Origin of the sequence: Shinella sp. G-2 (assembly GCF_050172695.1) — a bacterium.
Lineage (GTDB): Bacteria > Pseudomonadota > Alphaproteobacteria > Rhizobiales > Rhizobiaceae > Shinella.
In genome coordinates this window covers 118,909-133,741 of the sequence record NZ_JBBEYH010000011.1, presented here as the reverse complement: position 1 = coordinate 133,741, position 14,833 = coordinate 118,909, and the positions used below count along the sequence as shown (strand labels likewise).

Here is a 14,833-nt window from a genome sequence, read left to right as displayed (position 1 = left end):
GAAGACCATGGCTGAAGTACAGATCCGCGAAGCCCGCAAATCCTATGGCGCGGTCGAAGTCCTGCGCGGCGTCGACGTGGAGGTCGCGGATGGCGAGTTCGTCGCGCTGGTCGGCCCGTCCGGCTGCGGCAAGTCCACCCTGCTGCGCATGATCGCGGGGCTTGAGGGCATATCCGGCGGAGAGATCCGTATCGGCGCGCGCGTCGTCAACGATATCCCGCCGAAACAGCGCGACGTCGCGATGGTGTTCCAGAACTATGCCCTCTATCCGCACATGACCGTCGCCAGGAACATGGGCTTCTCGCTGAAGCTCGCCGGCAAGCCGAAAGAGGAGATCGACAGGCGCGTTGCCGCTGCGGCCGAAATCCTCGATCTCTCGGCCCTGCTCGACCGGCTGCCGCGCCAGCTCTCGGGCGGCCAGCGCCAGCGCGTCGCGATGGGCCGCGCCATCGTGCGCGATCCGCGCGTCTTCCTGTTCGACGAGCCCCTGTCGAACCTCGATGCGAAGCTGCGCGTGCAGATGCGCGCGGAAATCAAGGCGCTGCACCAGCGCCTCGGCACCACCACCGTCTATGTCACCCACGACCAGGTCGAGGCGATGACCATGGCGGACAAGATCGTGGTGATGCGGGCCGGCATCGTCGAGCAGGTGGGATCGCCGCTCGACCTCTACGACCATCCCGCCAACATGTTCGTCGCCGGCTTCATCGGCTCGCCCGCGATGAACTTCATCGAGGGGCGTATCGAAAACGGGCAGTTCATCAGCGGCAGCGGCCTCTCGGTCCCGGCGAACGCCATCGCCGACACCACCAGGGTCGCGCTCGGCATCCGCCCGGAACACCTGCTGCTCGATCCCGCCGGAACGGCGGCCACCGTCGTGGTCGTCGAACAGACCGGCGCCGAAACCCTGCTGCTTCTCGACATGGCCGGCCAGAAACTCACCTATCTCGGCCGCGACCGCCTGCCCATCCGCCCGGGCGAAACCATCCACATTCGCCCGGATACCACCCGGCTGCACGTCTTCGACACGGCATCGGGCCGGAGGATAAGCGATCAGAATTAGACGGCGGGCGGAACGTCGAAAGAGCGTCAATGTCTTCTCCAAGCAGAGGAACATCAGACGACTACAGGTAACCCGACGCACGGATTTATTTGAAGCACCAGCGCGAACAAAAAACCGCCGGCTCATCGCCGGCGGTCTATTCATTGGGAATGACTATCAGTCGTTTCAGAACTGCTTGGAAGCCCTGATCTTTCCGCCGGCGGATTTCTGGCCGTCGCCTTCGACATTCAGCAGCAGGCTTGCCTCGAGCATCCAGAAGTCGGCGGTCTCCATGGAGACGCCGGCCGTCAGGGTGCCGTAGGCCCCGGAGCCGTCGAGGCCGGAATAGCCGACCGTCACGCCGACCTTCGGCGTCACCCGCGCGCCGCTCTGCAGCGTGAAGGACCGGGCGATCTCCGCGCCCAGACTGACACGGAACTGCTCGGTGTCGAAGCCGTCGATGACGATCTCGTCACCCGCTCCGTTGCTTACCTTGTAGTCATCGACCGTCTCGTTGAAGTAGACGGCTCTCAATTGCGGTGTCAGCACGGTGGCTTCGTCGATCTGCCACTGGCCCTTGATCGCCGTATCGACCATCCACCGTGTCGTGTCGAACGAGCCGTCCCACAGCACCGTGTCGATGTCGTTCGCCGACCCGCCATAGAGCAGGCTCGTATCCCAATAGACGCCCTTGCCGATCTCGAACGAGGCATAGGGGCCGGCAAGCCAGCCGTTACCGGTCAGTTCGGCATCGGCGTCCGTCGGGTCCGTCATCCGGTCGAGATGGAAGGACAGGCCCAACAGCGCCTTGTCCGACACGAGATAGTCCGCGCCGAAATTGAGCATGGCGAAGCTGCCCCACTTGCCGCCGTTCTGGTCACGCTGGTGCGCGAGAATGCTGCCGTCGATCCAGACATTGAACGGCGAAGCGGCTGCACCCTCGATGCCGTCGGCCGCATCGCGCGCAGCATCCATCTGCGCCAGGCTGGTGGAGAAGCGCGCCGTCATGCCGTCTTCCGAAGGCGTCATGCGGGCGGTGACGGATTCATTCGCCTGCTCCATCTGGCGGCGCTCCAGGAGACCGGGAACATGGATGCCGTTGGCGATGAGGCTCTGGCGCGTCTCGACGAAGCCGCGCACCAGCGCATCGACATCCTCGGCCACCGCGCCGGCATTGAAGCCGAGATTGTAGGTGACGGTGCCCGTGTTGGACGTGCCGAGCGCACTGATCAGGCGGAAGCCGACCCTTGCCGTTCCGGAGAAGGCCGGATTGGGGGTGAATTGCAGATACCAGCCGACGGGGCTGCTAACTGGTCCTGCCTGGGCGAGCTGGCCTCGAATGACCGTCGCCGTTCCGGCCTCCGGCGGCTCGACGAACGTCGTCTCGGCCGAGATGAACGGTCCACCCGTCGCACCACGGTTGAGATAGACGTCGGCGGGCGTGCCGCCGGCGGGGACGTCCACCACCTTGTCCGTAACCGTGACGTTGCGCGGGGCAACCGTCAGGCTGTAGGCGGCCGAGCCGGTGGCGCCGTTGTTGTCCTCGACCGCGATGGTGAAGGCATAGTCGCCCTCGCTTGCAGCATCGAGCGGGCCGGTCAGTTCGCCTGTGGAGACGTTGAGGACCATGCCCTGCGGCAGGGCGCCGGCGGCGACCCGATAGAGCAACGGCCCGGTGCTGCCGGAAGCGGTGATCGACTGGCGATAGTCCTCGCCCGCCATCGCCTTGGGCAGCACGCCGGCGGCCGGCGTGAAGGTGAAGGTAACCGCCGGTGTCCTGATGGCGAGCGAATAGGCCACCGCGCTGCTGGCGCCATTCAGATCCGTGGCGGTGACGGTGAAGCCGGAGCTTCCCGCTGCCGACGGCGTGCCAGAGATGACGCCCGTTGCCGCGTCCAGCGTCAGCCCCGCCGGCAGGGTTCCTGCCGTGACGGCATAGGCATAGGGCGCCATGCCGCCGCTGGCGGCCAGCGTCTGGCTGTAAGCCACCCCGCGAACTCCCTCGGAAAGGGCGCCTGCGGCCGGCGAAAAGACGAGCGTCGGTGCGCTCACCGTGATCGTCACGGTGGCTGCCGACGAGGTGCCGGTCACGTTGGTAGCGGTGTAGGTGAAACTGTCCGTACCGGAATAGCCCGCTGCCGGCGTGTAGCTGATGGTCGTGCCCGAGGCGGTCGCCGTACCATGGGAGGCCGGTGTCGCGACCGTCACGCTATCGGCCGCACCGCCGCTGAGAGCGAGCGCAATCGCATTGGCTGACGAATTGGCCGAGACCGTCGCGGAAGCAGCGCCGGCGACCGGCGCCTGAATGCCGACGGCAAGACTGTAAGTTTCGGTTCCCGCCGCGCCGTAGGTATCGGTTGCGGTCACGGCGAAACCATAGGTGCCGCTCGCCGTTGGCGTTCCCGAGATATCCCCGGCAGCGCTCAGCGTGAGACCACCCGGCAACGCACCGCTGGTAACGGCATAGCTGTAGGGCGCCGTCCCGTTCGACGCCGTGAACGTCTGATTATAGGCGCTGCCGACAGTCGCTGCCGGCAGTGCGCCTGCGGCCGGCGAAAAGACGAGCGTCGGTGCGCTCACCGTGATCGTCACGGTGGCTGCCGACGAGGTGCCGGTCACGTTGGTAGCGGTGTAGGTGAAACTGTCCGTACCGGAATAGCCCGCTGCCGGCGTGTAGCTGATGGTCGTGCCCGAGGCGGTCGCCGTACCATGGGAGGCCGGTGTCGCGACCGTCACGCTATCGGCCGCACCGCCGCTGAGAGCGAGCGCAATCGCATTGGCTGACGAATTGGCCGAGACCGTCGCGGAAGCAGCGCCGGCGACCGGCGCCTGAATGCCGACGGCAAGACTGTAAGTTTCGGTTCCCGCCGCGCCGTAGGTATCGGTTGCGGTCACGGCGAAACCATAGGTGCCGCTCGCCGTTGGCGTTCCCGAGATATCCCCGGCAGCGCTCAGCGTGAGACCACCCGGCAACGCACCACTGGTAACGGCATAGCTGTACGGTGCCGTCCCGTTCGACGCCGTGAACGTCTGATTATAGGCGCTGCCGACAGTCGCTGCCGGCAGCGCGCCTGCGGCAGGCGCCAGAGCGATCGTCGGCGTGCCGATCGTCAGGGAATAGGCGTTTGAATTCGAATAGGGGCCCTGCCCGGTCGAACTGTCCGTTCCCCTGATCGTGAAGTTGAATGTGCCGCTCGCCGTTGGCGTGCCTGACAGGACACCGCCGGTCGAGAGCGTGAGGCCGGCCGGCAGAGCACCGGTCGAGACGTCGAATATGTAGGGTCCCGTTCCGCCGGAAGCCGAAATCGTCTGGCTATAGGCAATACCGGTCGTACCACCCGCCAGGGCGCCCGCGGCCGGCGACAGGACAATCGTCGCAGGATCGACGGTCAGCGCATAGGCCTTTGCCGCGGTATATGGCCCCGACGTCGTCGCGCTATCGGTCGCGGTGACCGTGAAATTGTAGGTGCCTCCACCTGTCGGGATGCCGGAGATGGCACCACCGGGATCGAGCACCAGACCCGGCGGCAAAGAGCCGGCCGTGACCGCGAAGGTGACCGGAGCCAGGCCGCCGGTGCTGGTCAGCGACGCACCGTACGGCACGCCGATGCCGGCATTCGACAGCGCCGCGGGACCGATGGCGATGGTCGGCGCCGCGATGCTGAGAACGGCCGAGGCAGTGCCGGTAAAGCTGCCATTGCCGCCAGAGTTGTCGGTAGCGGTGATCGTGACCGTGGCATTGCCCGCCGTCGTCGGGGTGCCGGAAATCACGCCCGCGCTGTCCATCGACAGGCCGGCAGGCAGGCCGCTGGCCGAGAAATTGGAATAGGGAGCATTCCCGCCGCTAAGGCTGATGGCTGCCCCACCGCTATTGTAGGCTTCGCCGACCGTGCCGGTGGCGGCCGGCAGCGAGACCGCAAAGACGGGGTCGTTCACAGTCACAAAGACCTGACCGACATTCGATGTGCCGCCCGCGTTGGTTGCAACGTAGTTGAAGGTGTCGGTGCCGCGGAAACCCACTGGAGGCGTGTAGCTGACAAGGCCGGCGCTATCGATGCTGACCGTGGCGCCATAGGACGAAGCCCCCACCTGATAGCCCGTCGGATTTTCGGTGGCCATCGCTGCGAGACTGAAGGTCGACGCCGTGGCCGAGCCCGTATTGTAGGCCAGGGCCGAAACACTCAAGGACGAGACCGTCGGCGCCGGCGGCAAGACGACCGTCAGCGTCGCCGTCACATTGGCGTTGTAGGGCCCTGCCCCGAGCGAACTGTCGGTGATGTTGACGGTCACCGTGAAGGTACCGTTGACCGCCGGCGTACCGCTCACGACGCCGCCGCCACTGTCGGTCAGGCCTGAGGGCAGGCCGCTGATGCTGTTGATCGTATAGGTCGCCCTGCCGCCCGAGACCGTCACCGCGGCGCCGCCGATGTTGTAGGCCCTCTCGACGGTAGCCGTTGCCGACGGCAGCGACACCGAAAGCGTCGGATTGCCGATCGTCAACGTGACGGTGGCGGGGCTCGACGTGCCGCCGAGATTGGTCGCGGTGAAGGTGAAGCTGTCATTGGCGTTGCGGTAGCCGACGGGCGGGGTATAGGTCGCCAGGCCGCTGCTGTCGACGCTGACGGAGCCGCCCTGGGCCGTTGTCGCGGAGCCGACCGCATAGCTGGTGGGGCTGTTGCTGGCATGGCCGCTCAAATCAACCGACACGCTCGCGTTCGAACCCTCATTGTAAGGAATGATCGACCCGTAGGTAAAGCTGCTGCTCACTGGCGGCGCGACATAGGTATATTGGTCGGAGGCACTTGTACTGCTCGTGCCGCCCACCGTCGTGACGGTGATGTCGTAGGTGCCCACCGAATTTGCGGGCGCCGTCGCCATGATCTGCGTGTTGCTGTTGATCGTATAGGTCGCGTTCGTTGCACCGAACTTCACCGCACCGGTCGGGTTCGCATATGCGAACCCGGTTCCCGTGATGACCACCGTCGTTCCACCCGCCGTCGGCCCTGCCGTTGGCGATATCGAGGTCACCGTCGGCGCCACCACATAGGTGTACTGGTCGCTCGCGCTCGTCGCACTCGTCCCGCCGACAGTGGTGACGCGAATGTCCACCGTCCCCGTCCCGGCCGGCGCCGTCGCGGTGATCTGGGTGTTGCTGATGACCGTGTAGCCGGTCGCAGGCGTTCCGTCGAACGTTACCGCCGTGGCGCCGACGAAACCGCTGCCGGTGATGATCACGGTCGTGCCGCCACTCGTTGGGCCGGCGGTCGGTGAAACCGAGGTCACGGTCGGTGCGGCAACATAGGTGAACTGGTCGGCGCTACTCGTGGCACTGGTGCCGCTGATCGTGGTAACGGTAATGTCTACTGTGCCGGCCGCTCCCGCGGGCGCAATCGCCCTAATCTGCGTATCGCTGTCGACCGTGAAGCTGGCCGCCGGCGTGGCGCCGAATGCAACCGCCGTGGCACCGACAAGGTTCGTGCCCGTGACCACCACCGTCGTACCGCCGCTCGTCGGACCCGCAATCGGCGCAACCGCCGTTACCGTCGGCTGGGGCGTATAGGTGAAACCAATCGAAGCGGGCGTATTGGCTATCGCCGGGGAAGCGTCGGCGGGTCCGGTAAACATATAGCCGGAATACGTGTCCGTCGTGGATGAAGGCGCAACCAACAGCTTAATATTCAGATCGCCATTACTTATATCGAACGTGAACTCATAGGAACCACCATTGACTCCATCTTCGACTTCCGCCTTGGAGGAGCCTAAGCCATCATCTGCTCCCAACCCATACTGAAAGGCAACATCCGTTGGCGTGTTGTAGAAACTGCTATATTCACTACGCCACGGCGTCTCGCAGCTAGCGGTATTGATCGTGCGGACTTGTCCGACGGCTGTGAACGCCACATTCCACGTACAGGCCGCCTGCGCTGCCAGGGCGCTCGCCAGCCAAAACGACAGCGCGATCGCACCGGCACGCACCATGGCGAAAAAGACCGACAACAGAAGGCGCGGCGCACCGAAGATACCCCCAAAGCCGAGCCGCGAACCAGCGCTCAGGCTCCGCGCCGCAACACCCCATACCTGCATTCGAACAGTCCCCCGAGACGGTAGCGCACCACCGACAACACAATTTCATAAAAGCAAACGTTCTTAAGGGCCGGACACATCCGGGCAAATTGCATTACTCGCGCATAACGCGCAGAAAACTCAAGTCCCCAGAAATAGCCGCTCCGCAGATACGAGGGAACGTCACCGCTCTGGCAGCATGAATTCCCGTCGTTCCACGCCCCTTCAACGACGCCCCACACTCATGAAAGAGCGTTATCGAAACGAACCCGATCTGTCTGCGTCCATTTTTGACGACGCTTACAACCAACTATGCACGGGAGATGACAAGGATCACTGCGCCTTCATTCAAGCGCTTGCCTCCCGAAGGCCCGTTGCCAATGGCGCTTCATCAAGGCATCCAAAGCGGCTTAGATATCGGTCGTTGGAATTTCCCACTGATTCAGGAAGGTGACATGATGCGAAGTGCCCCGGTTTTCCGGCAGGCACAAAATTGGTACGGGCGTCGCGATGGAAAACCGCGGCCGGATCGCATCCGAGGCCTTTCCGAACGCCGTGGCAATCATGCCGGCAGCGTTCAAGAAGGCCGTCCGATCCGATCGTCGAGCGCTTCCTCGACTTCCTGAAGGACGAACTCACCGCCGATCGTATCCCCGAGGACATCGACCATCTCGAAAGCAGCGTTCGCGTGCCGCGCGGCATGGGGTTCAGAAACTAGAACAAGTCCTGCGAACATCGATTCACGGGATTGCCATAATATATTGTTTTTGAAACATTATATGACAATGAAGCGATGCCGCCCGCTCGGCTGGAAATGCTTCAGACGGACGGGTTCGCAGCGCGTGTCGCCTGAGAGCTCGCTCGATTAAGAATGGGGCATGCGCTCTTGCGCAAACTCACAGCCCTCCCTGAACGCGCAGGAAGTCGATGACGCGGTCCAGGCCGTCTCCACGCTTCATGTCGGAAAAGACGAAGGGGCGCTCGGCGCGCATGCGGGTCGCATCCCGCTCCATCACATCGAGATCGGCGCCGACATGAGGAGCGAGATCCTTCTTGTTGATGACGAGGAGGTCGGAGCGGGTGATGCCCGGCCCGCCCTTGCGCGGGATTTCCTCGCCCTGGCAGACGGAGATGACGTAGATCGTCAGGTCCGCAAGGTCCGGCGAGAAGGTCGCGGCGAGATTGTCGCCGCCCGATTCGATGAAGACCACGTCGAGATCGGGGAAACGCCGGACGAGATCGGCGATGGCCTGCAGGTTGATCGAGGCGTCCTCGCGGATCGCCGTGTGCGGGCAGCCGCCGGTCTCCACGCCGACGATACGGTCGGACGGCAGCGCCTGCATGCGCATCAGCGCCTCGGCATCCTCCTTGGTGTAGATATCGTTGGTAACGACGGCGACCGAGTAGTGTTCGCGCATCGCCTTGCAGAGCTTTTCGGTCAGCGCCGTCTTACCGGAGCCGACCGGGCCGCCGATGCCGACGCGCAGGGGGCCGTTCTTCGATGTCATGGATACCTCCCTTGGAATTGAATGCCCGCTCATGAGCGGAAGAGCCGTGTCGGCAGGGTTTCGTGCCTGAGGCTGGCGATCTCCGCCCGCATGGTGGCGGAGCCGAGATCGTCGAGGGTGGAAACGGCCGCCGCCGCCGCAAGTCCGACGATCCGCGCCTCCAGCGCCGCCAGCACCCCAACGCCATGGCGCTGGCCGATGACGCCGCAACGGATGGCGACCGAAACGAGGTTCGACGTGACCGCATGCAGATAGGCGGCAAGCCCCGCCTCGGCCGCAACGCCATGGGCGGCCGCAACCGCGCCGACGGCGACGGGATAGGCCGCCGCGCGCCCGAGCCATTCGAGGACGGGATGCGGCCAGCTTGCCGCCGCCGAAAGGAAGGCCTCGCCCTGCAGCATCGTCTCGCGATGCCGCTCCGCCGAGCCCGACAGGGCTCCCGCGAGCGCCGCCGATTCCGCCAGCCGGTCCGCATCGCCGGCGGCGCGATGCGCCTCGGCAAAGAGCACGGCGTCGTTCCAGAGATTGCCCTGCGTAAGGAGGCTTTCCAGCCAGTCCTGCAAGGTCCCGGCGTCCCGGACGTCGCCATCCGCCACGGCCTGTTCCAGTCCGCCGGAATAGGAGAAGGCGCCGACCGGGAAGGCCGGCGACAGCCAGGTCATCAGCCGGAGGAGATCGAGCGTCTCAGCCATGGCCGTGATGATGGTGGCCGTGGCCGTGATAGGCACCGCGCAAGGGATGGAAAGGCTCCGATATCTCGCGGACAGATGCGCCGAGCCCCGCCAGCATGTCGCGGATGACGTGGTCGCGCAGGATGAGGATGCGCGCCGCCTCGATCTGCGCCGACAGGTGGCGGTTGCCGAGATGCCAGGCCAGCTCGACGAGATGCAGCCCGTCCTTCGGCGTGACCTCGTAGAGCAGCTCTTCAGCCGCGATGACCTCGATGGTCTCGCCCGTCTCCGTGAGGATGAGGTCGCCATGGGCGAGGAGAAACGGCGCCTTGAGGTCCAGCATGACGACGTCGTCATGCTGCATGTGCAACAGCTTGCGGCGAATGTGGCGCTGGTCGTGCGAAAGCACCACCACATCGATGGGCAGACGGTCTCCAGCAGCGCCTGCCGGCAGGATTTCGGTGGATCGATAGGGCAAGGCGGCCTCTTTCAGAACAGGAAATAGCGCTGCGCCATCGGCAGAACGGCGGCAGGCTCGCAGGTGAGCAGCTCCCCGTCGGCGCGCACTTCATAGGTTTCGGGATCGACCTCGATATGCGGGGTCGCATCATTGAGGATCATCGACGCCTTGGAAAGGCCACCACGCGTGTTCTCGACGGCCACCATGTCCTTTGTCACGCCGAGGCGCGCCTTCAGCCCACCCTCCATCGCCGCCTTGCTGACGAAAGTAACGGAGGAGAGCGCCGGAACGCGGCCGTAGCCGCCGAACATCGGCCTGTAATGCACCGGCTGCGGCGTCGGGATGGAGGCGTTCGGATCGCCCATCGGCGCGGCGGCGATGGTGCCGCCGACCAGCACCATATCCGGCTTGATGCCGAAGAAGGCCGGGTTCCACAGCACGAGATCGGCCCGCTTTCCGGCTTCCACGGAACCGACATGGCGCGACAGCCCCTGCGCAATGGCCGGATTGATGGTGTATTTGGCGATGTAGCGGCGCACGCGCAGGTTATCGTTGTCGCCCGTCTCGGCGGCAAGGCGCCCGCGCTGCACCTTCATCTTGTGCGCCGTCTGCCAGGTGCGGATGAGCACCTCCCCGACGCGGCCCATGGCCTGGCTGTCGGAGGAAATGATGGAGAAGGCCCCGATATCGTGCAGGATATCCTCCGCCGCGATGGTCTCCTTGCGGATGCGGCTTTCGGCGAATGCGATGTCCTCGGGGATCGACGGCGACAGATGGTGGCAGACCATCAGCATGTCGAGATGCTCGGCGATGGTGTTGCGCGTATAGGGCCGCGTCGGATTGGTCGAAGACGGAATGACATTGGCAAGGCCGCAGACGCGGATGATATCCGGCGCATGGCCGCCGCCCGCTCCTTCCGTGTGGAAGGCATGGATGGTGCGGCCCTTGAAGGCGGCGATGGTGTCCTCCACGAAGCCGCTTTCGTTCAGCGTGTCGGTGTGGATCATCACCTGCACGTCGTAATCGTCGGCGACCGAGAGGCAATTGTCGATGGCGGCCGGCGTCGTGCCCCAGTCCTCGTGCAGCTTGAGCGCGCAGGCCCCGCCCTCGATCATCTCGACAAGCGCCGCAGGCTTCGAGGCATTGCCCTTGCCGGAAAGGCCGAGATTGATCGGGAAGGCATCGAAGGACTGGATCATCCGCGCCAGATGCCATGGCCCGGGCGTGCAGGTGGTGGCGAGCGTGCCGTGAGCCGGTCCCGTGCCTCCGCCGAGCATGGTGGTGACGCCTGACATAAGCGCCTCCTCGATCTGCTGCGGGCAGATGAAGTGGATGTGCGCGTCGATGCCGCCGGCCGTCAGGATGCGCCCCTCGCCGGCGATGATCTCCGTGCCGGGGCCGATGACGATATCGACGCCCGGCTGGGTATCGGGATTGCCGGCCTTGCCGATCCTTTCGATCCGCCCGTCCTTCAGGCCGATATCGGCCTTGACGATGCCCCAGTGATCGACGATCAGCGCATTGGTGATGACGGTGTCCACCGCCCCTTCGGCCCGCGTCACCTGGCTCTGGCCCATCCCGTCACGGATCACCTTGCCGCCGCCGAACTTCACCTCCTCGCCATAGAGGGTGAAATCCTTTTCCACCTCGATGAAGAGTTCGGTATCGGCAAGGCGCACCCGGTCGCCCACGGTCGGGCCGTACATCTGCGCGTAAGCGGCGCGGGAAAGGTGAGCGGCCATCAGAGTTTCCCCATCACTTGCTGGCGGAAGCCATGGATTTCGCGTTTGCCACCGACGGGCACGAGCCGCACCACGCGCTCCTGCCCCGGCTCGAAGCGGACCGCCGTGCCGGCGGCGATGTCGAGGCGCATGCCCCGCGCCAGCGCCCGGTCGAAGGCGAGCGCCGGATTGGTTTCAAAGAAATGATAGTGCGAGCCGACCTGGACCGGACGGTCGCCGGTATTGGCGACGGTCAGCGTCACGGTATCGGCACCGGCATTCAGCACGATCTCGCCCTCGGCGGTAAGGATTTCGCCCGGGATCATGGTCAGGCTCCCGCGACGAGCCAGAGCCCGCCGAGCGCCGTCAGGCCGCCGGCAAGCCGCGCCGCAATCCGGCCGGCACGCCCGCCGGCCACGGCGCCGATGCCGAGGCCCAGCGCCACGCCCGCGCCATGCAACAGCGCGGTCGCCGCAACGAAGCCACCCATGAAGGCAAGGCCGCTGGCGCCGCCAAGCTCGAGGCCATGGGCATAACCGTGAAACAGCGCGAAGAAGCCCACCACGGCCATGCCGACCGGGGTCGGCACCTGGAGCGCGACAAGCGCCAGAAGGCCGATCACCACGACCGAGGCGGCGATGGCCGGCTCGACGAAGGGCAGGCCGAGGCCGCCGAGCGCGGCCAGGAAACCGGCGCTCATCGCCGCGACGAAGGCGACGGGCACCGCCCATAGGGCCCGCCCGCCGATCAGCGAAGCCCAGAGGCCGACGGCGACCATGGCGAGCAGATGGTCGGCGCCCGTCAGCGGATGCGAGAACCCGGCGCCGAGCGAGCCGTGCGCGGCTGGATCGAGATGGGCGAAGGCGGGGCTTGCGGCGGCGCCCGACAGGAGCAGGGTGAGAAACAGTCTTTTCATTCGCTTGCCCTTTCAAAAGATCAGCGGATCGGCTGGTGCACGGTCACCAGCTTGGTGCCGTCGGGGAAGGTCGCTTCCACCTGGATGTCGTGGATCATCTCGGCGATGCCCTCCATCACCTGGTCGCGGCTGACGACATGGGCGCCTGCCTCCATGAGGTCGGCGACCGAGCGGCCATCACGGGCGCCCTCGACGACGAAATCGGTGATCAGCGCGATGGCCTCGGGATGGTTGAGCTTGACGCCGCGCTCCAGCCGCTTGCGCGCCACGATGGCGGCCATGGCGATCAGCAGCTTGTCCTTTTCGCGGGGGGTGAGGTTCATGGGGCTGTTCCTATAATTGCCAGACTTTCGGCAGCGGGTGTCCGGCGAGCAGAAGGGAAAGAAGCGGTTCGAGGCGCTGGCGCAGCGCGAGACCGGAGGCGGCGACGAGGCGGATCAGCAGCTTGCCGTTCCAGGCGCTCGCCCCACCCGCCTCGCCGGCAAGGACACGGGCAGCGTCCAGCAGCCGTTCCGGTTCCCGGGCGGCATAAAGCACCGTCGCCATGGCGGTGCAGCCGGCAAGAACGGCGGGACGGGCAAGCTGTGCGGCGATTTCGCCAGACACGGAGAAATCCTCGGCGAAGAGCAAGCGGCCGTCGCGGCGAATGCGCCAGCGATCGTGCAGCCCGCCATGGGAAAGCACCTCGCCCATGGCGGTGCGGCCAAACAGCACCGCCTCCATCGCCACCAACTCGGCATCGCCGGCAAGATCGGCTTCCAGACGGCGCGACAACCGCCCGCCATCGAAAAGAATGGTTTCCTGCGGCAGCCAGGCAAGGCGTGCACCGGCGCCGACCGTCAGCCGGTTCGTCACCACCGCCGCCTCGCCGGTCGAGCGGTAGACGCGCTCGCAGGCCTGCGTGGTGACGGTCGCCGTGGTCGTCTCCGCGATGTCGATTTCCGTGGCGATGCGGTCGCCGCCGGCAAGCCCGCCCGCCGTGTTGATCAGGATCGCTTCGGGTGGCTGGTCCGATAAGGGCCGCGGAAGGCGGATCTTGACGCAGCCTTCCTGGAAAAGCGTCTTCAGCCGCGTCGCCCCATGCCGGCGGTGAAAGGCCAGCCGGGCATGGCCTTCGGCGCGTTGAAGCCGCAGCGGCGCGGCCTCGGAAAGAGCAGGCGCGGGAAAGACGATCACCGCACGCCCCGCTCAACCCGGCCGTCGGCCGATATGCCCCTGCTCAAAACCCTCATCGCGCCTGGTGTCCTGCTGATCGTCCCCGCAGCGATGCAAGGGCCGTGCCATCCCCCTGCGTGCATGAAAATACGGCGCGACGCCTTTCGGCGACCGAGGTCATCCCCTCTCCTCGAAGAGACTACCGCCTGGAATTTATGCAGGCGCACAAATTTCAAGCGCCATGCAAACGATGGTTCGACGGCACCGACCCGACAGCCAATCCTTGAGAACCAACGTCGCTCCCGCCGCTCAGGCGCGTCGATGATTATCCGTGAGGAAGCACCCGGATTTCATCCGACCGACCCTGCGGGGCGAGAATTGCGGTGGACACGCATGAGGTCATCGACGAACGCCCGGGCAGGCTCGCTGAGCGGCCGTCCGACATAGGTGATCATGCTGTGTTCGACCTCGTAGGTCAGTTGCTTCGGCAGCAAGGGCTTCATGCCGTCGCGCTCGACCCAGATCTCGGCATAGTGGCACGGCAGGTAACCGACATGCGTTCCCGCCAGAATCATCTGCGCAACGGCTTCCATGTGGTGGGCCGTCGCCCGGCTGCGTTGGGGGCGCAGGGGCAGGATCGAGCTTTCCGGCAGGAAGCCATGCATCACCCAGTTCGCCGACGCGATTTCTTCCTTCGTCGGCGATGCCCTGCCGAACAGCGGATGCCTGGCGCCGCAAAAGAGGCCGATCTCCTCCATGAAGAGCGGAAAATAGTCGAGCGTCGGGCGTGTCCGGCTGAAATAGGAGATCGCAAGCTCCACCTGGCCATCGATGACGGCGAGTTCCAGTTCGGTCGGCGAATTGACGAAGAGGTTGAGCTGGACTTCCTGGTCGCGCCGGTAGAAAGCCGCCATCGCCTCCCCGAAACGGGTATGGGGCAGCGTGACGATCGTATCGGCAAGGCCGAGGCTGAGATCGCCGACCAGCCGCCCCGAAAGGCTTCCCGCCTGATCCACGAAGACGCCGATCGCCTCGAACATCCGCTGCGAGGCCTCGAGCACGGAACGCCCCTTGGGAGTGACGCTGAATCCCCCCTTGCCGCGTTCGCACAGGCGGTATCCGAGCCGCTTTTCGAGATTGCCGATATGCATGCTGATGTTCGACTGGCTCATGTTGAGCTCGGCCTGCGCGGCCGTGAAGCCGCCGCAGCGCACGACGGTCGCAAAGAGCCGCAGGAGGCGCAGGTCGATATCCGTGACGTTCTTCAGCATTCCGGTCCCTCGGCGTGTCCCTGCGA

12 protein-coding genes are annotated in these 14,833 nt (G+C 65.3%); 1 reads left to right on the top strand and 11 read right to left on the bottom strand.

The annotated features are described in order from the left end of the window. Positions 1–7 precede the first annotated feature (7 nt). A complete protein-coding gene (locus V8U06_RS17800; protein WP_427141794.1) occupies positions 8–1,063 on the top strand; it encodes an ABC transporter ATP-binding protein in 1,056 nt (351 codons plus the stop codon). A 165-nt stretch (positions 1,064–1,228) separates the two neighbouring features. Here the strand turns inward: V8U06_RS17800 and V8U06_RS17795 are convergent, their stop codons facing one another. The 11 genes from V8U06_RS17795 to V8U06_RS17745 form a co-directional block, all read right to left on the bottom strand. Next, positions 1,229–6,667 (bottom strand): putative Ig domain-containing protein, encoded by a 5,439-nt coding sequence (locus tag V8U06_RS17795; protein WP_427141793.1) that lies wholly within the window; start codon positions 6,665–6,667, stop codon positions 1,229–1,231. 848 nt (positions 6,668–7,515) lie between these two features. Continuing rightward, entirely contained in the window at positions 7,516–7,686 is a 171-nt protein-coding gene (locus tag V8U06_RS17790; protein ID WP_427141792.1) for a hypothetical protein, read from the bottom strand. 315 nt (positions 7,687–8,001) lie between these two features. After that, positions 8,002–8,613, bottom strand: coding sequence for an urease accessory protein UreG (ureG, locus tag V8U06_RS17785; protein WP_427141791.1), 612 nt, complete (start codon positions 8,611–8,613; stop codon positions 8,002–8,004). A 29-nt stretch (positions 8,614–8,642) separates the two neighbouring features. Then, complete coding sequence (locus tag V8U06_RS17780) at positions 8,643–9,314, bottom strand: urease accessory protein UreF (protein WP_427141807.1); 672 nt, start codon at positions 9,312–9,314, stop codon at positions 8,643–8,645. Next, positions 9,298–9,762, bottom strand: coding sequence for an urease accessory protein UreE (gene ureE / locus V8U06_RS17775; RefSeq protein ID WP_427141790.1), 465 nt, complete (start codon positions 9,760–9,762; stop codon positions 9,298–9,300). The genes V8U06_RS17780 and ureE overlap by 17 nt, the downstream gene beginning before the upstream one ends. A gap of 11 nt (positions 9,763–9,773) precedes the next feature. Continuing rightward, positions 9,774–11,486, bottom strand: coding sequence for an urease subunit alpha (gene ureC / locus V8U06_RS17770; protein ID WP_427141789.1), 1,713 nt, complete (start codon positions 11,484–11,486; stop codon positions 9,774–9,776). Continuing rightward, a complete protein-coding gene (locus V8U06_RS17765; protein ID WP_226922707.1) occupies positions 11,486–11,791 on the bottom strand; it encodes an urease subunit beta in 306 nt (101 codons plus the stop codon). Before V8U06_RS17765 ends, ureC begins: the two co-directional genes overlap by 1 nt. A gap of 2 nt (positions 11,792–11,793) precedes the next feature. After that, on the bottom strand, positions 11,794–12,381 hold the full coding sequence (locus V8U06_RS17760; RefSeq protein WP_427141788.1) for a HupE/UreJ family protein: 588 nt from the start codon (positions 12,379–12,381) through the stop codon (positions 11,794–11,796). A 20-nt stretch (positions 12,382–12,401) separates the two neighbouring features. Next, a complete protein-coding gene (locus V8U06_RS17755) occupies positions 12,402–12,704 on the bottom strand; it encodes an urease subunit gamma (protein WP_427141787.1) in 303 nt (100 codons plus the stop codon). Between the two features lie 10 nt (positions 12,705–12,714). Next, entirely contained in the window at positions 12,715–13,557 is an 843-nt protein-coding gene (locus V8U06_RS17750) for an urease accessory protein UreD (RefSeq protein ID WP_427141786.1), read from the bottom strand. A 329-nt stretch (positions 13,558–13,886) separates the two neighbouring features. Then, entirely contained in the window at positions 13,887–14,807 is a 921-nt protein-coding gene (locus tag V8U06_RS17745) for a LysR family transcriptional regulator (protein ID WP_427141785.1), read from the bottom strand. Between the last annotated feature and the right edge of the window lie 26 nt (positions 14,808–14,833).

Coding starts and splice junctions, on each gene's coding strand:
- V8U06_RS17745 (WP_427141785.1), bottom strand. CDS start 14,807: ATGCTGAAGAACGTCACGGATATCGACCTGCGCCTCCTGCGGCTCTTT.
- V8U06_RS17760 (WP_427141788.1), bottom strand. CDS start 12,381: ATGAAAAGACTGTTTCTCACCCTGCTCCTGTCGGGCGCCGCCGCAAGC.
- ureC (WP_427141789.1), bottom strand. CDS start 11,486: ATGGCCGCTCACCTTTCCCGCGCCGCTTACGCGCAGATGTACGGCCCG.
- V8U06_RS17800 (WP_427141794.1), top strand. CDS start 8: ATGGCTGAAGTACAGATCCGCGAAGCCCGCAAATCCTATGGCGCGGTC.
- ureG (WP_427141791.1), bottom strand. CDS start 8,613: ATGACATCGAAGAACGGCCCCCTGCGCGTCGGCATCGGCGGCCCGGTC.
- V8U06_RS17765 (WP_226922707.1), bottom strand. CDS start 11,791: ATGATCCCGGGCGAAATCCTTACCGCCGAGGGCGAGATCGTGCTGAAT.
- V8U06_RS17795 (WP_427141793.1), bottom strand. CDS start 6,667: ATGTTTACCGGACCCGCCGACGCTTCCCCGGCGATAGCCAATACGCCC.
- V8U06_RS17755 (WP_427141787.1), bottom strand. CDS start 12,704: ATGAACCTCACCCCCCGCGAAAAGGACAAGCTGCTGATCGCCATGGCC.